Consider the following 17552-nt stretch of genomic DNA (forward strand, 5'->3'; position numbering starts at 1 on the left):
TTCTGGTAGACGGAAATCGACCCTGCACCCGACGCCCCGGAGGAACGTTTCCCCTCCGGGGCGTCGCCCATTTCGGCACCTGTGGAAAAGCTCGGGGCGGGATGGGGGGAATCGGTGGGGAGGAGAAGCACGGATGATGAGAATGATGGAGCGCCGGGGCCAGCGGCCTCAGAGGATCGAGCCTCCCATCGTCGCCGGACGCGTGCCGCCGCACGACCTCGACGCCGAAGCGGCGGTGCTCTCCGCCATCCTGCTGCACCGCGACGCGCTCGATCGGGTGCTCGAGATCCTGAAAGCGGACCACTTCTACAGCGAGGCGAACAGCCGCGTCTATGAGGCCGCGCAGGAGCTCGCGGCCGCCGGCACGCCCATCGACATCGTCTCGGTCGCGTCGTGGCTGCGCGACCGGGAGCGCCTTGCCCAGGTGGGCGGCGCGGCGTACCTCGCCCAGCTCGCGGACGCGACCCCCGCGGTCGCGCACGTCGCGGCGCACGCGCGGGTCGTCTACGAGAAATGGCGCGTGCGGCAGCTCATCGCCACGTGCCAGCGCGTCGCGGCCGAGGGGTACGGCGACGTCGGCGTGGTGCAGGAGTACATCGACGGCGCCGAGCAGGCGGTCTACCAGCTCGCGCGCACGCCCCAGGGGACGGCGACCCAGCCGATCGCCCAGGTGCTCAAGGCCGCGTTCGAGCAGATCACCGCCGCCGCCGAGCGCGGCGACCGGATCACCGGCATCTCGACCGGGTACGAGAAGCTCGACGCCAAGACGGCCGGCCTGCACGACGGCGACCTCTCGATCATCGCCGCACGCCCCGGCATGGGCAAGACGTCCTTCGTCCTCAACCTCGCCGTGAACGTGGCGTCGCCGCGCACCGTGAGCTCCCCGGGGCCCGACCATTCGGGGCACGGCGTCGAGCGGCACGATCCCGGCTTCGGCGCCGCCGTCTTCTCGCTCGAGATGCCCCGCGAGCAGCTCGCGACACGTATGGTCTGCAGCGAGGGCCGCGTCGACGTCGGCAAGCTCCGCCAGGGCTTCCTGCAGCCCGACGACTGGCGCCGCCTGACGGAGGCCGCCTCGTTCCTGTCCACCCTGCCCATCTGGATCGACGACACGCCGGCCATCTCCCTCCTCGAGCTGCGCGCCAAGGTGCGGCGCATCCAGGCCGAGTACGACCGGCCGCCCAGCGACGGCAACTCGGGGCGGCGCATCGGGCTCATCGTCATCGACTACCTGCAGCTCATGAAGGGGCGGGACGGCGTGAGCAGCCGCGAGCAGGAGATCAGCGAGATCTCCCGTGGGCTCAAGCAGCTCGCGAAGGAGCTCAAGGTGGCGGTCATCGCGCTCTCGCAGCTGAACCGCGCCGTCGAGACCCGGACCACCAAGGACAAGCGCCCTCAGCTGTCGGACCTCCGCGAGTCGGGCGCGATCGAGCAGGACGCCGACAACATCATCTTCATTTACCGCGACGAGTACTACAACCCGGAGACGACCAACCACAAAGGCATCGCCGAGCTCATCGTCGCCAAGCAGCGCAACGGGCCGACGGGCAAGGTGCTCACGCGGTTCACCTCGTCGTGCACCCGGTTCGACAACCTCGCGCCCGGCGACTACCCGGAGATGGCGGACGACGAGTAGGCTGCGACGCACGACATGTCCGCCTGGTATGTCCCTGCCCTCCTCGCCGCGCTCTGCATGGCCGGGCACTACCTGATGCTGCGCGCGGCGGCAGGCCGGATCGGAGACGCCCTTGGCGCGCTGTGCCTCGAGGGCACCGCGGCCGTCGGGATCCTCGTCTTCTTCCTCATCCGCCCGGGCGCGGAGACGCCTCCGTCGGCCCAGGGGGTGCTCTGGGCCTGCGCCGCCGGCCTGTGCATCAGCGGCGTCGCGACGCTCACCTTCATGGCGCTCCGCATCGGCGGTCCGGTGACCGCGACGGGGCCGATCGTGTTCGCCGGCGGCATCGCGATCGCCGCGCTCTTCGCGCCGCTGCTCTTCGGCGAGGTGTTCACCGCTCGCCGGGCGCTCGGCGTCGGCCTGGGGCTCGCCGCCCTCCTCGTCCTCGCCACCGAGCGCTCCTGACCCAAGGCGCGCCGCGGCCGCGCATCGGAGTCGGAAGAGGATCGATGACCCGCTCGCCCGAGTGCCCCCGCACCCCCGGAAGCCCCGCGAGGCGCGCGGCGCGCCGCGCCCTCCGCTCGGCGCGCCTCTTCGCGCTCGCGCTCGCGTCCGCGACCTGCGCGCCGCCCGTGCAGGGCGGCAGCGTCGTCGTGTCCTCCGGCGCTGTCGAGCGCCTCGGCATGCTCTGCCGGTGGGGCCGCGGCGGCGCGGAGCAGGGCGATCTCTGCCCGAGGGACGGCGGCGCCGCGCAGCCAGCGCGCGTCCGGCGGATCACGGGGCCCGCGGACGCGCTCTCCGGTCCGCTCGCGGCGGGGCGGCCCGGCGACTACGTGCTCGAGAACGACGAGATCGCCGTGGTCGTCGATCAGCCCGGCCCCGGGGCTGGCCTCGCCGAGAGCGGCGGCAACCTCGTCGACGCGGCGGACGCGCGGGCGCGCCGCGACGAGCTCGGGCAGATCGTCACGCGGCTCGGCGCGCCGCCGCGGCAGGTGATCTACCGCGACATCACGACGGGCGGCGGCGAGGACGGCGCCGCCTGGATCGAGGCGCGCGGCGAGGTGCGCGGGCGCGATCCCGCCGGCGGCGCGCTCTCCGTCACCACCCGCTACACGCTTGGGCCGCGCGACCGGGCGGTCATGATCACGACGTCGCTCCGGAACGACGGCGACCGCCCGCTCGAGGCGCTCGACCTCGGCGACGTCGTCCACTGGGGCGCGACGGAGCACGTCGCGCCCGGCGTGGCGGCGGGGCTCCGCGGCGAGCACGAGGCGCCGTACCTGGCCGGCGTCGGGGCCGGCGTCGCGTACGCGCTCGCCCCGGTGGACGGCGCGGCGGTCCGCGCGCGGAGCGGCGAAGGCTTCAGCGACGTGACGTTCGCTCGGCAGGCCGCGCTCCCGCCCGGCGGGCGCGCCGCGTACCAGCGGATCCTCGCGATCGCGCCGCGCGGCGACTCGCTCGCCGTCGAGACGGAGCTCTTCTTTCTCGGCGGCGGCGCGCCCGGCGGCGTCGCGCTCGAGCTCGTGGACGGCCGCGGCGGGCCGCTCCCGCTCCTCGCTGGCAAGGCGACGCTGACGCCGATCGCCGAGGACGGCGCCGCGCCGCCGCCCGCCGCCGCGCTCGATCTGTGGTTGCGAACCGGCGACAGCGCGCCGCTCTCCGCCGAGGCGCCGCCCGGCCTCTACCTCGTCGGCTTCGAAGGGAGCGGCCGCCGCGCGCTGGGGAGCGCGCGGATCCGGATCCGCGCCGGCGAGATCGCCCCCGCGCGGCTCACGCTCTCCGGCGCCGGGAGGCTCTACCTCGGGGTGCGCGAGGGCGGCGCCTCCGCGCCCGCCGTGGACCTCGGTCCGCTCGCGCCGGCGAAGGTCAGCCTCTTCGACGCCGCGACCGGCAAGGCCCTCTCGCCGCCCCGGCTCGCGCTCATGGGCGAGCTCGATGTCGCCCTTCCCCCTGGGCGAGTCCGGGTCGTCGCCTCGCGCGGGCCCGAGTACGCGCTCGCCGAGGCGACGGTCGACATCGCGGACGGCGGAACGTCGCGGCTCGATCTCACGCTGGAGCGGGTGGTCGACACGTCGGGCTACATCGCCTGCGACCTCCGGCAGCACACGGCGCGGAGCGCCGACGCGGGCGTCTCCTCGGCCGCGCGGCTCGTCTGGAACGCGGCGGAAGGCGTGGAGTGCGCGGTGGCGAGCGAGCACAACCTCGCCTCGGATCTCCAGCGGGACGTCGCCGCCCTGCGGCTCGAGACGCGGCTGCGCGCGCTCCCGGGCGTGGAGCTCACGAGCGGCCGGAGCGGCGCCGGGCTCGGGAGCCTCAGCGTGTTCCCGCTCGGCAGCGAGGCGGCCGCGCCCCGGGAGGGCGCGCTGCGGTGGGTCGACGAGACCGCGAGCGAGATCCTCCGCGAGGTGCGCGCGCTGCCCGGCGAGCGCGTCGTCCAGGTGAGCCGACAGCACGGCGGCGGCTCACCGCTGCACGGATCCTGGGCGCCGCAGGTCGCGCCGGATCAGGGCCCGAGCCTGCTCGCGCAGATCGTCGGGGACGGCGCCGATGCCGTCGAGGTCTGGACCGGGCGCGACGCGGCCGCGCGTGACCGCGCGCTCGAGGAGCTCTGGGTGTTGCTCCGCGCGTCCCACCCCGTCACGCCGACGGCGACCAGCGACAGCCACGGGCTGCGCGGCGCGGAGGCGGGTTACCCGCGCACCTACGTCGCCGTGGCCGACGACGATCCGGGCCGGCTCGACGTGGCCGACCTCGTCGCGGGCCTGCGACGCCGTCGCGACGTGGTGATCACGAACGGGCCGTTCGTGACGATGCGCCTCGGCGACACGCGCCAGGGCGGCGTCGCCTCGGCGCGGCGCGGGTCCCGCGGCGGACCGCTATCGCTCTCGATCCGCGTCGAGCGCGCCCCGTGGGTCGACGCGCGCGAGCTCCACGTGCTCGTCGGCGGCGTCGCGAGCGGCGCGCCGATCCCGCTGGAGGGCGCGCGCACCACGCCCGCGGGCGCGCTCCTCGACGAGATCGCGATCCCCGTCGTCCTCGGGGCCGGCGGCGGGCGGCGGCCGCCGCGACCCGACGCCCGCGCCGGCGCGGCGCCCGGCGACCGCGGGCCCGGGCAGGGCGCGCGCGGCGCGATCTCCGTCGCCGAGGACACGTTCGTCGTCGCGATCGTCCGGGGGCGGCGCCCGCTCGAGCCGGTGCTCCCGGGAGATCCGGGCGAGATCCTGCCGTTCGCGATGACGGCGCCGCTCTGGATCGACGCCGACGGCGACGGCCGCTCCCTCGGCCGCGCCGCAGCGCCGTGAGCTCCGTGGCGCGCCGGGCACGGCAGCGCAGCCCCGCATGAAGAGGGCAGCACGGGTTGCCACAAGCTGGCCGGGGGCTGACCTCGCGCGGCGCTCGCGGGGGGTCGGCTCAGCTCACGAGCTCGCCGTCCCTCGCGCCCGCCTCCCGTTCAGCTTCTTCACCCACCGCCGGCTCCCCCGGTGCCTCCCCGCTCGACCCCTGGCCCGCGGGCGCCCCGCCGTACCGCTTGCCGGCGCGCTCCGAGGCCTTCAGCACGGGCCCGCGGATCGTCTCGATCGCCTCGATCGGCGCGTCGGAGAGCTCCAGGTTGGAAAGCACCGCGGACACGACCCGGAACCACTGGCTGCGCGCCGCCGCGATCGTCGCCCTGGTCACCGGCGCCGCCTTCTCCTTGGCAGCGAGCTCGTCCCGCCGGTGCTCGATCGCCTCGAGCTCCTTGCCCGTCTTGATCCATCGCTGCGTCGTGTGGAGCAACGTCGTCTTGCCGGGCGCCGAGATCCCCTTCAGGAACTCGCCGATCGACGGCTCCTCGTCGAGGAGCCGGGCGACACGCGCGGTATTGCCCGCCTCCGCGGTCGGCGAGGCCTTGATGATGGAGAGCCCGTTCGGGAACAGCTTCGGCTGCACCTGGTCGCACGTCGCGGCGCGCTCCCTGTCCGGAGGGTCCGCTCCGAGGCAGTGCTCGCGGTGCGCGTCGATGCCCCAGCACACGGCCTTGGCGAGGTGATCGTGGCGCTCGTCGACCCGCGCGAGCTCGTCGTTCAAGGCGTTCATCTCGCCCGACGGACCCGCCTTGCTCGGGCGCACCGCGAGCACGGCCTCGTGGGACGCGACCACCTTCGGGTGCAGGCCGGCGATCTCGGGGATCGAGAGGAACAGCCGTTTCCGTTGCGCGTTCTCGACCCACGGGGACACGAGCGCGACCATCTCTTCGATCATCAGGTGCTTCAACATCGCGTAAGACCTCCTTGACCGGGGTACAGCGTGTCCGGCCAGGAGATTGCGGAGCGGCAGAGCCCGTCAAGCGGCCCGCAGGTTTGCGACGGCGCGAGACCGACCCGGCCGGTCAAGAAGATGCTGTCCCAGAGGTCACGACCAGCGCCGGCGCTCGTTGCGAGGCCGCGGACAGGTCGCGATCGACCGCGGAGGATCTTTTCGGCCCGGAAATAGGTCCCGATCAAAAGAATTGAATCTTTTCATACAAACGGCGTGGTCCCGACCAGGCCATCGGCTCAAAAGGAGCCTCGCGATGGGTCGAGACCACGCGGAGGGTATCCGAACGAGCGGCCGGATGGGTCGAGACGCTCGGTAACGCACCGGTCGATCCAGCGAGCAACGCGTCCACCTCACCACGCGCCGCTCCGGATTGACGCCGACGGCGACGGGCGCTCCCTCGGCCGCGCTGCCGAGCCGTGAGCGCGGCGAGCTCCGTGGCGCGCCCGGCATGGCAGCGCGGCCCCGCGGGAACGCGCCAGGGACGAGCTCGGGCCGACGGCCCTCAAGGTGCTGATCGATGTTGGACGGTGTCTCGCGCACGCTCATGAGCTCTCTTCCAGCGCCGAGCCTGCACCTGCGTGCCCGAGATCAATCGATGGTCGCGCATGGACATAAATCGTACCCCTGATGAAAGGTTGACGAGCCGACGAAGCGGCAGCAGTGAGATGCATCCATGACGATTCATCGGCCCATCGCAGTCGCGCGCATTGCCGCCATCGGCGTCGCCGGCGCCTTTATCGGACGCTTCGTGCCACGCGATGCCCCAAGCGCCCAAGCGGCTCGGAGCGCGTCATCCGCACCTGCGGCCGTCGGGCCCGCTGGCAAGGCCTGCGAGGCTGAACGCACCGCGCTCGCCTCGACCAAGGCGCAACTGGCTTTCTGCTTGGGCTTTGGCGCCCGGAATGACGAGACGCCGACGTCCGAATCTCCTGAGCAATCCGATCCCGATCCATCGTCCGACATCGAGTCACCAATCGCCGCAGAGATCAGGCGCGTTCGCGAGCGATTGGACAGCTTGCCCGAGGCTGTGATCGTCCAACATGCGAATGGGACCATTGGCTATCATAAGCCCGACGAATGGCCCATCGATGGTGATGGACTGATCATCGGTCGCAAGTTACCCAACGGACAAATCGGATGGTATGCCGGGCCAGATGCCGGACCGCGGTCGGACCCTGCTGCATTCAGGCGTCCCGAGTCCACGATCATCCTGGCGCCCAACTTCGTGCGTGAGTCGGACGGGTCGATCAGGCTGCGTCGAGATGCCCCGCCTGCGGTGAAGCGCATGTTCGGCGAGAAGGTTGATGAACCGGCGACGCCGTAGCCTATCGAACTCGCCACACGAGCCGGCAGGCGCCGCGTATTCCTGCGTCGGCGTGTCCGCTGGAAGCGGAACTCCCCTCCGTTGGGGAGTTCGCCAGCCGAGGAGTTGGCGAACAGCCCTCGCCCAGAAATCCGCTGCACCGCGACGATTTCACTTGACCATGGCGGCGACGACACCGTCCTAGCGGGCGTGCTCCGTGATCGCTATGGCTGCAGCGGCAGAGGGCGCCGTGCCGAGCTCGCGCCCATCCTCCGCGTCGCCTGCGCGGCTCGCGAGCTCGGCCAGGTGGACGGCGGCCGCGCCAGGCTCGCCCTAGCGCATCACTCCACGCCCTGCGTGGCGCGCTCTTCAAGTAGCTGGATGCGCTGATGATCTGTGTCGTCGTCCACCGCGACCCAAGGAGCCAGCGGATCGTACGCCGTGACACCCCAAACCGGCAGCGGTGCTCCTTGGCCAATTTCTGCAAGACCAGCTCGCTGGATTTCGTCGCCAGCGTCCGACAATCTGTAGCGGGCCTCTTTCATGAAGTTCTCAGGCTGACACGGCTCGCTCTCCAGGGCGGCCTTGTCCCCACGGTGCCCGGCCCACTGGCGCAGCCGCATGGCAAGGAAGACGTCGCCGGTGTGGGTTAACCACTTACGCAACTCGTCTCCAGCCGATGAACGTCGAACAAACACGTTAACGGGCGTCGACCACTGTTTGTCGAGACACGAGAACAGCAGCTGATCGAACCGAGATAGAGCCAGTGCGCGCCCGTCCATCCGAGGAAAGAATCCCGCCTGATAGGTGCTCAGCTCCACGAGCTCCTTACTCCATCGACCGGCGCGCCCCCCTACGGCCGACAGAACAGGAGATCGACCGGACACCTTTCGCCAACAGCGCGCCATATCCTGGGCGCGCGTCAGAGAGAGAGCGCGCGCGTCGTCCTGACATCGGCGCGCGTCGGCCGGCGTCACGCGGATGCTTCCACACCCAAACCCGGCCTCCGTCGCGTCGCCCAGGATGACGATCTCTATATCCGGTTGCTCGGGCCGCTGGTGAAGTCTCCACGCGCAGAGACCCCACAGCGCCACCGCGTCGCTCCACAACCGCGACGTCCAAGCGACTACCCGCTTGCGCGACTGGACCGCCCCGAGCATCTCACGAAACGATGCACGAAATCGCGTTCCTTCCCGCCCACGAAATCCCCAGAAATCATAGCGCCGCTGACAGTGGACCTCGGGATCCGAGGCGCATGGCCCTACCAGCAAGTTGTCGGGCACGAACGCCACAGGGACGCGAAGCCCGCGCCGGACCGCTTTCCCAATTTCCGCAGATGTAGCAATATGAATCATCTTCGGAACCTCAGAATTTGCAGCCGCGGCATACATCCGATGGAGAATCTCCGGCGTTACACCGTTCCCAACAACGCTGACACACCGTCTTGCCGGCGCTCTTCCTTCGGCACGACGTCGGCCCGTTATCGACACAATCCTGGTACTTATCGTCGCAATCCTTGTTTTCCGCGCGCTGACAGCTCTCCCGACAGCTACGGTAATTCGCGTAAGCGCTATCACTGCATGCACTTCGCTGGGCCTCGCTCTCAGATTTGCCACACGCAACAGAAGCCGCATCGTGGTCCGCCTGGCACTTCTCGTTGCATGGGCTCTGGGTCGCGATGTTGCACTCTGGAGGAGGTGGTTCGATGCCCTGCGGCTCCAATACAGGCCCGAAGCCTCCCGAACCTGTCGGGCCGAACCCGTAACCGCCGACCCCTGTTGCGGTGATGATGATGCCGCCGGCGCCGCTTTCTCCCTCACTCCTGAGGTAGCAATCACCGACATCAAAGTTGCACCCAGCCAGACCGAAGCATAGAACAGCCAACAGCTTGTTCATTTAGAATCTCCCCCGAATCTCCAGATAGGCCCAGCAGTTACCATCACGACCACGCTGCCAGGAAGAACACGACTGCTCCCGCCAGCCCAGTCCACGTTGAGGCTCGTAGATGCCCCCAGACGCCCAGCGAAGTACCAGTCGGACTGTGCGCGACCGCCTGGAGCAAGCCCCATCACGCGGTCACAGATCACGGCACCGCATACAGGCATTGAGTAGAGCGACAGGGATGGACCAAGGCTGACGTTGCCCGTCTTTGTGACGTACCCAACGGTAACCGCCGTTCGATCGTAGACCCCTACGCGTGTCCCCGGAATGACGCTGAGCATGTTGTGAACTTCGATCCGGAAGTCCCTCTCTTTTCGCCAGAGCCAGCCGGCGAAGGGGCTCACGGCCAGCTTGGGTTCGGTCCCGACCTGGATCCCGCCCACGCTCACACCACTGCTGAACTCGAGTGCCTGCGCCGACGCCGGAACAAGGACGAGCGCATATGCACAAAGCAGGCAGACATTGCCGTGTGAGTGCATCGCCATGGTGGAGGTCCCCCGGCTGAGCCCCAACATGCGCCGTGTAGGGACGCGAACAGTTTTTCCGGGTGTGATTCGGGCGTCAAAGAAAAATTGAGAATTTTGGCTCGTCGATGAGAAGGCCGTCCTGGGCGCCTCTGGTGCGTACTCGGCTACGCGGCAAGAGTGTTCGTCAACCAACTGGTGGACGAACGGCCAGTCACCAGCGCCCGATGCGTCCCTCGACCTTCGCGGCCGCTCCGCGCTCGGCCAGGCATCAACGGCCCCGAGCTCGCCGGCGTCCTCTTCGACGCCGCGGCCCGCGCTGTCTACTCCGGCGCCATGTACAGCCCCAGCGCGATCGCGAGCTCACTGGCGTCCTCTTCGACGCCGGCGGCCGCTCCGCGGTCGGCCACCGAGCCCGCGCTCGAGGAGCTCGCCGGCGACGTGGCCGAGCTCGACCAGGTGGACCGCGATGGCCCCGAGCTCGCCGGCGCTGAGTCGGGACGCGGTGGAGCGTGGCGGCATCGTCCGGGCGAGATACCGCGGCGAGGTGGTCGAGATCCCGTGCGAGGTCGTCGACCGCGCGAGCGACGGGCGCACGCTTGTATGCGTGGCCGACCGGGTGGCGGCGTTCGAGGCGGACGAGGTGGTCGGCTGACGGGGTTCCAGGCGCCGGTCTGAGTGACCGGCGCGATAGTACGGCGACATCGCCGGAAGCGCGAGCTGCATAGAACGTTTGTGCAGTAGCGGTTATCGAAGCTTACCGGCAGCGATGGCAGCCGACGCCGCGCGCAGCTTGCTCCGTCCGTCATCGCACGAGTCCATGACTCCATCCGCACATGACACACAGCTTTGCAAGATAGAGGCGGCGTATCGAAGGTCAAAGACACCAGGGAGCGGCAGCGCCATCTGAGATAGCTCGCTAGCGATGTTCTTCAGCGAGCTCTGATCCGCGCGCATCCGGGCCATGCACTCTGGCGTAAATTCATGAGACGACGCTCTGCCGGCACGCTCAAGCCTGTCGAGGCTGGTCAGTATGCGTTGCAGCGCAGCTCGGCGCTCTGTGGCCCTCTTCACGGATGCCGCCTCTGCAACAGCCTTTGATCCAACCAGCACCTTCGTTCGCGCAACCACGGTTGCACCGTGATTGTCTTTCTTCACCAGCTTACCCGTAAGCCGCTCGCCCGATTCCCCGATGACGTTCTGCACGTCTTCCGGCTGAGACCCTGGTGACACCATCGTCACCTCGACGAGGTAGACGCCTTCGGGGACGGTGGCGCCACCGCTTGCACTCTCGCCTCCGAAGCGACCGCTGCGCACCGTGTCGAAAACGCTGTATGATTCGCCGAAGTCGCCTGGTTCTTCTGCGGACACAACAAGCTCGGTGTTGTCTGGTAAGTTGGTCACCCCACGGACGGCAGACGCTCCGCCCCTGCCGAAATCGGCAATGTCGACGTCAAGCGTTACGCCGCTCGCCAGCGGCGGGAGGGTTGGCGGTGGTAGTCGTGGGGCGGGTGACGCAGTGGGCGCCGCTGCGCGAGGTGCTGCGATCGAGGAGGCAGATGGGGCGGCCCCGGTGGCGGCAGGCTGCCCTGTTGCCGGTTCGGACTTCCCGCAGCCTACGCAGAGCAACGCGACGACCATCAGCGCACTTCGTGCATTAGACCGCATGACCCTGCGTACAGCGTGCGGCGTACTCGCGTCAAGACGGCCACCAAAACGAAAAGCCGCGGGACGCCCCGGCGGCGCTCGCTCCGCTGCGGCTCGTCCTGGTACCTCGGTGGCCTCTCCGAGGCCGCGTCGTCGCGGCGTAACCGCCCGGCCAGCGCCCGACGTCGCCCTCGACCCGCACGGCCACCCCGAGCTCGCCGGCATCCTCCTCGATACCGCTGCCGCGCAGTCTGCTCCGGCACCATGTACGACGCCAGCGCGAGCGCGCGCTCGCCGGCGTCCACCTCGACGCCCGCGGCCGCTCCGCAGGCCATGGCGCCGAGCCCGCGCTCGAGAAGCTCGCCGGCGAGCAGGCAAACGGCCACGCGCCGTCGTCCTCGCGAATCACAGCTCACCGCCTCGACGGCCACACCTATACGGGCGGGTGGAGATGAAGACGCCGCGACGTCCGCGGCGGCAGCGCGTCCGTGCGCCTCCATTACGCCCAGGACCGGCTCCTCGCATGTCGTTTCCCCTCATCTCCATCCTTGCAGCCATCGCCAGCAGCCTCCCCGCCGCATACCAGCTCTTCCGCATCGCGCGCGCATGGCACGCCGACCGCAGGCCCGTCGACCGACAGGCTGTCGTCGCGGCCGTGCTGAAGCTCCTCCACGCCGCCGTCGCCCTGTATCTGCAGGAGTAACTGGCCCCGAGCGTGAGCCGGGTCTCCTACAAGGCACGGCTCACGCCCGCCTCCATCCCGCCTCGGCGCCCGGCGGGGGGACGGCCTTTCCCGCACCCTCGCGACGGCCCGCTCCGGCCCCGTCGAATCGTCCTCCGCCGGCTGCGCGTCGGCACTCTCAACTTGCGTCGCTGACGGCGGGCTCCGCTCCAGCCCCGGCGCGCGCCTCGATCTCCCGAGCGTGCTCCCTCTCCTGCCAGCAGCCCTTCCCCGGCGGCTCGACGGCCACGTCCCGGAGCCTGCCTCGCTGGGCGCCATCCCGTGCCCGCCTGGACCGCGGGCCGATGCCGCCCGCGTCGGCGCGAGCGCGGCGCCGCGCCGGCGTAGCGCCCCGGTGGCCCTCCGCGCCGGGACGAGTACGGGAGCTGGCCGCGAGCGCCTCTCGGTCGAGCTACTTCGGAGTCCCAAGGTACCAGCCGCCAGGGGCCTCGGCGGGCACCGCCTTCGCCAGTACCACCCGGTTGCTCATCATGCTCCAATATCACTTCGCCGATCTGCGGCGGGTCTAAACTCGTCGAGCACGAGAGGGGAGATCACTTCTGCCATGACCAACCACGATCACGACCTGTCCCAACCCGTCGACGAGCCACGCCGGCCCACCTGTCTGCTTTGCCTGGAGCGCGCCGACGCGCCTGCACCGCCCGAGGGGAAGCACCGGCCGTCGGGCCTCTTCGCACCAGGGGACGTCCGTCAAGCGACCGACGGCAAGGAGCCCGACGGCGCGCGCCACGCCGCGCACAAGGCGGGCCTCCGGCACTGGTACAAGCTCACGACGTTCATCGAGTGCAGCTTCCCGGACAAGACACCGCACAAGAACGGCTACATCGTCGAGACGCTCTGCGGGCGCGTCGTGAACATCGGCAAGGACTGCGGCCGGAGCAATGTCATCGGCCTCGATCAGATCATCGCCTACGCGGGCGAGCAGGAGCAGCGCGCGGCGGACATCGTAGAGGCCAGGGGCCGCCCAGAGGAGCTCGCCGCGCGCGCCGAGCCCATCGCCGCCGAGGTCGCGCGCGTGCTCGCATTCACCGACCGGCTCGCTGATAAGCTGCCCGCGATCGTCTTCGAGATGCAGCGCCGGGCCGACTCCGGAGATCGTCGCGTCCAAGTCACGCGCGTGGTCGAGCGCGAGCGCGAGGACGGCACGAAGTTCATGGAGACCGTCGTCGACGAGCTAACGCTCCTCGGCCTCGATGCCTGGGCGGAGCAGCCTCCTGGCGACCTGCTCGCAGCCGGGCGCAGGCTGCGCGACGAGATCGCTGCCGAGCTCGCCGAGGATCCCGACCCCGAGCCCGAGAAAGCGCGTCGCCTCGCACGGCGCATCGACCGCTTCCGCAAAGACCTGGATCGTGCCGAGGATTGGCTGAGCCGGGTACGGCTCTTCTTCGGCGACCAGAACCTCGCCCTCGCGGTCTACGCCGCAAATCTTACCAACTCCGTCAAGGTTGACGAGGGCCGGCTAGTCTTCTTCGACAAGGAGAAGAAGACCACCTATGCACTCGGAGTCGCCGGCCTCTTCGTCGTGAAGGGCAGGCAGCCGTGATCCGACCCAGGAAAACTTCACCGCCCCATCCTCCCGCCCCTCCGACGGGCGGCTCTCGACCCACCGCTTTGCGCTCCGCCCGCCGGTCGCGCCTCACCGCCCACGGGCGACGCCGACAGCTCGACCAGGTGGACGCCAGCCGCACGTCGCGGCAGCCGCGTGACTGATGCGCGATAAGCCCTTCTTATCGCCCACCAGCTCCAGGCTACCCTGGGCAGAAGCGCCGCGCCCCATCGCTCCACCCGCTCGGCCCACTCCACCCCTCGTCGCCATCGCATCCTCCTTCGCGATGGGAACGGGTAACCGGCGCCGCCCGGACGGTCACGATGCCCTTAACTGGGCGGTTACGATGTTGCGTCTCAGCTAGGCTCGCCCAACGTGAACGCGTCGATCTGATCGAGGCGAATACGAACCATTTCGAGGCGAGTGGGCTCTCGGCTCCCGATGGTCCACACACGAGCGTTCTTCAAACTCAAGAACCCGAAGCGCTTGGGGTGCGGAGCCTTCTCTTCCTGTTCAAGCAGGTGAGTGCCCGTATCGTCGACCGCGCCACGAATGCCCTCAAGCGCGGCAACCTTAGCCTCAGCGGTCATCCCTTCAGCTTTCCCAATCGCGGCATTTCTGAGACCGTCAGTCCACGTCTTGATGAACCAGATCCGAGCCTCTTTAGCCGCAACGACCAGTCCTGAGAACTGGACCCCCTTGACCCACACAGTTACAGGGCTGTTCATCGACATCTTCTCGCCGTTCGCCAACGAGATCAGCAACCTAAGATCCGGGTGGATCCCCTCGGGGAACTCGTACGTGCCGTCGTCCTGCGTTTCCGTGCCGTCATTCTGCTCGGTCATGTGGGTCACTGTACGTCAGGTCAGTCGGGCCGGCAAGCGCGTCAGCCACGCGGCATCGTTCACGTGCTGCATGCACCTCGACTTCATCAAAGAGCAAGGAGAGCTCACCAACGAGGACGGCCCCGATCTGTGGTGGCCAAGAGTCATGTTGGAGACCGTCAATGGTAGTTGAATCGCCCAACCCGCTGCAGCGGCCGAAGGGCTCAGGGGGGTAGGCCGTGCGCCCTGCGCATCCGTTGGCAGCGGAACGCCCCTCCGCCTAGCTGTTCGTCAACCATTTGGTTGGCGAACAGCCGCCACGCAGAACCCCGCGGCGCCGCGACGATTCTGCTTGACCACGGCGGAGGAACCAGCTTCGCAGACGCGCTCGTCGATCTCGGCCTCGGCGGCCGCAACGTCGGAAACGGCTGCGCCGAGCTCGCGCCCATGCTCCTCGTCACCCGCCCTGCTCGATGGCGCCGCTCTGGCCGCCTCCCCATCGCGCCGCTCCGGCTACCTCGCGTGGCGCTGCGCTGGATCGATGCCGGCGACAGCCGCTCCCTCCGGCCGCACGGCCGAGCCGCAAGCGCCGACGGCGCCCGCACAGCGCGCCCAGCGGCCCGCGCCGCGCGCGTCGCTTTTCGTTTGCCTCCTGCGCGCCCGGGCAACATGGACCGCGGCGCATGCGAACCGAGCGGCTCGCCGCTGACGTGGCATCCATCGCACGGGCCGCCGAGATCCTCCGCCACGGAGGGCTCGTCGCCTTCCCCACGGAGACCGTGTACGGCCTCGGCGCGCGCGCCGACGACGCGCGCGCGGCGCGCGGCATCTTCGAGGCGAAGGGGAGGCCGCCCGGCAACCCGCTGATCGTCCACGTCCCCGATGTCGCGTCCGCCCGCGCCCTCGCGGACGGCTGGCCGCCGGACGCAGAGCGGCTCGCGCAGGCCATGTGGCCAGGGCCCCTCACCCTGATCGTCGCGCGCCGGCCCGACCGCGTCGCCGACGTGGTCGCCGCCGGCGGGCCGACGGTCGCGATCCGCATCCCCGTCCACCCGGTCGCGCGCGCCCTGCTCGACGCGGTCGGGCTGCCGATCGCCGCGCCGAGCGCCAACCGATCCACCGAGATCTCGCCGACCACCGCCGAGCACGTCGAGAAGAGCCTCGGCGGGCGCATCGACGCGATCCTCGACGGCGGGCCGACCGCCGTGGGCATCGAGTCCACCATCGTCGACGTCACGCGCTCGCCGGCGCGGGTGCTCCGCCCGGGGCACGTCACGGCCGAGGCGATCGCCGCGCTCGTGCCGCTCCAGGCGGCCGCCGGGCTGATCACCGCCCCGGCCGAGCGCGCCCCGTCCCCGGGGACCCACGCGCGCCATTACGCCCCCCGCGCGCAGGTCGCGCTGGTCCCCGCCCAGGCCGTCCGCGGCGAGCTCGATCGCGCTGCGCAGGCCGGGTCGCGCGCCGGCGCCGTCGAGCACGGCAGCCGCACCGCGACCGGGCCGCACGCCGAGCTCCTCCCCGGTGATCCCGCCGGCTACGCCGCGGCGCTCTACGCCGCGCTGCACCGGCTCGAGGATGCCGGCTGCGACGTGATCGTCATCGCCGCCGTCCCCGAGGATCCTGCGTGGGACGCGGTGCGGGACAGGCTGACGCGCGCCTCCGCGGCGCCCTGAGCGCGCGCCGCGCGCCCATCGGTCACCAACGTGGTCGTGGTCGTTTACGTGGTCGTGGTCGTGGTCGTCAACGGTACGCCGTGAACGACCACGACCACGACCACGACCACGACCACGACCACGTAAACGTTCGGATGTAGGAGAACGCGGCGCGAAGCGTGGTTGACGCCTAAGGGCCCCCCACGGGTGTGTTTTCATCCCCCGAGCTGGCGGTTTGTGGCAAATCAGGGTCGCCCGCCCGCTGGGTGAGCTACCTTCCTCGCTCGACTCGCGCCCCTCGTCGATCCCATGCCGGCAACGTCCCGCGCCGCCGTCCACAGCCTCGCGACCGCCCTCGGCCTCGCTGCGTCGCTCGTCGCCGCCCCCCAGCGCGCCGGCGCCAGCCTGCTCGACGAGCCGCCGAAGCGCGCGAGCTTCAACCTGAACGAGACGGTCGCGCCGGAGCTGCCGCTCCTCCGCGCCTTCCACAACGCCGCCGTCGAGCGCCCCGGACCGTTTCGGCTCTACCTGAACAGCGCCTACGGGAAATGGCGGCAGCAGCCGTGGTGGCAGCTCGCCTGGGGCGGCGCGCGGCCGGACGCCGCGGACGCGCTCGGCGAGCACGCGCTCGCCTCCCCCGCCCTCGGCTCCACGGCGTTCGCGAGCGCCTGGTCCCCCTTCACCCCCTTCGAGCCGCCCGGCACCCTCCGCCTCGATCCGGCCGCGCCGGCGTGGTTCCGCCAGCTCGATCCGATCCTCAGCCCGCCGGTGCTCGCGACCACGGGGCCGAGCCTCTCCTCGAACGGCTTCGATCTGCTCTGGGATCCGCCGAAGAAGCAGCCGCTCGACTGGCGTTGCCGCAGACGCCCGGTCCAGTTCGCCCGGTACGGCGGCCAGCACGACGCCTTCGAGCTGGTGCGCTGCGACGGCTCCGTCGCGCCCGGCGCGCTGGATCGCCTGTCGATCATGGCCCGTCCGCCCGACGCGCCCGACCCGGGCGCAGAGCTCCCCGACGAGCCCGACGCCGACACCTGGCAGCGGGCGCTCGAGTGGGTGCCCCAGGTCCGCCTCGTCCACCCGCGCCTGCTCTGGCTGCTCCAGCAGATCGCCGACGCCTTCCCGCGCCGCGGGATCCACATCTTCAGCGGGTACAGGCCGCGGCCGGCGGGCGACGCGCCGGCCGCGCGCAGGCCGACCTCCGGCACGCACCACAGCCAGCACGCCGAGGGGCGCGCCATGGACATCCTCGTGATGGGCGTCCCGAACACCGCGCTGTTTCAGTTCTGCCGCACGCTCGAGGACGTGGGCTGCGGGTTCTACCCGAACAGCAAGTTCGTCCATGTCGACGTGCGCCGCCCGGGCGCCGGGCGCGTCTTCTGGATCGACATCTCCGGCCCCGGCGAGCCGTCGGAATACGTCGACTCCTGGCCCGGCGTCGTCGAGAGCGGCGGGCTCTCCTGGGGAAGCGCGCAGGGAGCGCGCTCCGGCGGGGCCGCGCCTCGCTGACGTCGCCTCCCCG

Annotated in this window: 14 protein-coding genes; 9 read left to right on the top strand and 5 right to left on the bottom strand. The window is 70.5% G+C overall.

Translation table 11 applies throughout. The annotated features are described in order from the left end of the window. The first annotated feature begins 133 nt into the window (after positions 1–133). From dnaB to WME73_RS38370, 3 genes are read left to right on the top strand one after another with little or no spacing between them, the layout of a single operon-like run. Positions 134–1636 carry a replicative DNA helicase gene (dnaB, locus tag WME73_RS38360; RefSeq protein ID WP_437741241.1) on the top strand — a complete coding sequence of 501 codons (1503 nt, stop codon included), beginning with the start codon at positions 134–136 and terminating at the stop codon, positions 1634–1636. 15 nt (positions 1637–1651) lie between these two features. Then, a complete protein-coding gene (locus tag WME73_RS38365) occupies positions 1652–2080 on the top strand; it encodes a hypothetical protein (protein ID WP_437852522.1) in 429 nt (142 codons plus the stop codon). Positions 2081–2124: 44 nt separating this feature from the next. Next, positions 2125–4917 carry a hypothetical protein gene (locus WME73_RS38370; protein ID WP_437912801.1) on the top strand — a complete coding sequence of 931 codons (2793 nt, stop codon included), beginning with the start codon at positions 2125–2127 and terminating at the stop codon, positions 4915–4917. A 109-nt stretch (positions 4918–5026) separates the two neighbouring features. Here WME73_RS38370 and WME73_RS38375 read toward each other — a convergent pair whose 3' ends face one another. After that, positions 5027–5872 (bottom strand): hypothetical protein, encoded by an 846-nt coding sequence (locus WME73_RS38375; RefSeq protein WP_437912802.1) that lies wholly within the window; start codon positions 5870–5872, stop codon positions 5027–5029. A 715-nt stretch (positions 5873–6587) separates the two neighbouring features. Between WME73_RS38375 and WME73_RS38380 the strand changes: the two genes are divergently transcribed. Then, the gene (locus WME73_RS38380; protein WP_437912803.1) at positions 6588–7238 is read left to right on the top strand and encodes a hypothetical protein; all 651 of its coding nucleotides are present in this window, start codon (positions 6588–6590) and stop codon (positions 7236–7238) included. Positions 7239–7558: 320 nt separating this feature from the next. On the opposite strand, the gene WME73_RS38385 is transcribed toward WME73_RS38380, so the two are convergent. Together WME73_RS38385 and WME73_RS38390 are read right to left on the bottom strand one after the other, a co-directional pair. Continuing rightward, positions 7559–8038: a hypothetical protein gene (locus WME73_RS38385; protein ID WP_437912804.1), complete on the bottom strand. Its 480-nt coding sequence runs from the start codon at positions 8036–8038 to the stop codon at positions 7559–7561. Positions 8039–9109: 1071 nt separating this feature from the next. Next, positions 9110–9643 carry a hypothetical protein gene (locus tag WME73_RS38390; protein ID WP_437912805.1) on the bottom strand — a complete coding sequence of 178 codons (534 nt, stop codon included), beginning with the start codon at positions 9641–9643 and terminating at the stop codon, positions 9110–9112. 448 nt (positions 9644–10091) lie between these two features. On the opposite strand from WME73_RS38390, the gene WME73_RS38395 reads away from it, so the two are divergent. Further along, positions 10092–10277, top strand: a complete 186-nt coding sequence (locus tag WME73_RS38395; protein ID WP_437912806.1) for a hypothetical protein — start codon at positions 10092–10094, stop codon at positions 10275–10277. Positions 10278–10369: 92 nt separating this feature from the next. Here WME73_RS38395 and WME73_RS38400 read toward each other — a convergent pair whose 3' ends face one another. Next, a complete protein-coding gene (locus WME73_RS38400; RefSeq protein WP_437912807.1) occupies positions 10370–11026 on the bottom strand; it encodes a hypothetical protein in 657 nt (218 codons plus the stop codon). A gap of 766 nt (positions 11027–11792) precedes the next feature. Here WME73_RS38400 and WME73_RS38405 point away from each other — a divergent pair. Next, positions 11793–11972: a hypothetical protein gene (locus WME73_RS38405; protein WP_437763557.1), complete on the top strand. Its 180-nt coding sequence runs from the start codon at positions 11793–11795 to the stop codon at positions 11970–11972. A gap of 583 nt (positions 11973–12555) precedes the next feature. Beyond that, the gene (locus WME73_RS38410; RefSeq protein WP_437912808.1) at positions 12556–13554 is read left to right on the top strand and encodes a hypothetical protein; all 999 of its coding nucleotides are present in this window, start codon (positions 12556–12558) and stop codon (positions 13552–13554) included. A 359-nt stretch (positions 13555–13913) separates the two neighbouring features. On the opposite strand, the gene WME73_RS38415 is transcribed toward WME73_RS38410, so the two are convergent. Beyond that, entirely contained in the window at positions 13914–14402 is a 489-nt protein-coding gene (locus WME73_RS38415; RefSeq protein ID WP_437912809.1) for a hypothetical protein, read from the bottom strand. 662 nt (positions 14403–15064) lie between these two features. On the opposite strand from WME73_RS38415, the gene WME73_RS38420 reads away from it, so the two are divergent. Both WME73_RS38420 and WME73_RS38425 read left to right on the top strand, forming a co-directional pair. Continuing rightward, positions 15065–16054, top strand: a complete 990-nt coding sequence (locus tag WME73_RS38420) for an L-threonylcarbamoyladenylate synthase (RefSeq protein ID WP_437912810.1) — start codon at positions 15065–15067, stop codon at positions 16052–16054. Positions 16055–16342: 288 nt separating this feature from the next. Then, entirely contained in the window at positions 16343–17539 is a 1197-nt protein-coding gene (locus tag WME73_RS38425) for a YcbK family protein (RefSeq protein WP_437852527.1), read from the top strand. The last annotated feature ends 13 nt before the right edge of the window (positions 17540–17552 follow it).

Origin of the sequence: Sorangium sp. So ce302, assembly GCF_051530145.1 — a bacterium.
Classification (GTDB): domain Bacteria; phylum Myxococcota_A; class Polyangia; order Polyangiales; family Polyangiaceae; genus Sorangium; species Sorangium cellulosum_B.

Coding starts and splice junctions, on each gene's coding strand:
- WME73_RS38415 (WP_437912809.1), bottom strand. CDS start 14,402: ATGACCGAGCAGAATGACGGCACGGAAACGCAGGACGACGGCACGTAC.
- WME73_RS38390 (WP_437912805.1), bottom strand. CDS start 9,643: ATGGCGATGCACTCACACGGCAATGTCTGCCTGCTTTGTGCATATGCG.
- WME73_RS38420 (WP_437912810.1), top strand. CDS start 15,065: ATGCGAACCGAGCGGCTCGCCGCTGACGTGGCATCCATCGCACGGGCC.
- WME73_RS38375 (WP_437912802.1), bottom strand. CDS start 5,872: ATGTTGAAGCACCTGATGATCGAAGAGATGGTCGCGCTCGTGTCCCCG.
- dnaB (WP_437741241.1), top strand. CDS start 134: ATGATGAGAATGATGGAGCGCCGGGGCCAGCGGCCTCAGAGGATCGAG.
- WME73_RS38370 (WP_437912801.1), top strand. CDS start 2,125: ATGACCCGCTCGCCCGAGTGCCCCCGCACCCCCGGAAGCCCCGCGAGG.
- WME73_RS38380 (WP_437912803.1), top strand. CDS start 6,588: ATGACGATTCATCGGCCCATCGCAGTCGCGCGCATTGCCGCCATCGGC.
- WME73_RS38395 (WP_437912806.1), top strand. CDS start 10,092: ATGGCCCCGAGCTCGCCGGCGCTGAGTCGGGACGCGGTGGAGCGTGGC.
- WME73_RS38365 (WP_437852522.1), top strand. CDS start 1,652: ATGTCCGCCTGGTATGTCCCTGCCCTCCTCGCCGCGCTCTGCATGGCC.
- WME73_RS38405 (WP_437763557.1), top strand. CDS start 11,793: ATGTCGTTTCCCCTCATCTCCATCCTTGCAGCCATCGCCAGCAGCCTC.
- WME73_RS38425 (WP_437852527.1), top strand. CDS start 16,343: ATGCCGGCAACGTCCCGCGCCGCCGTCCACAGCCTCGCGACCGCCCTC.
- WME73_RS38410 (WP_437912808.1), top strand. CDS start 12,556: ATGACCAACCACGATCACGACCTGTCCCAACCCGTCGACGAGCCACGC.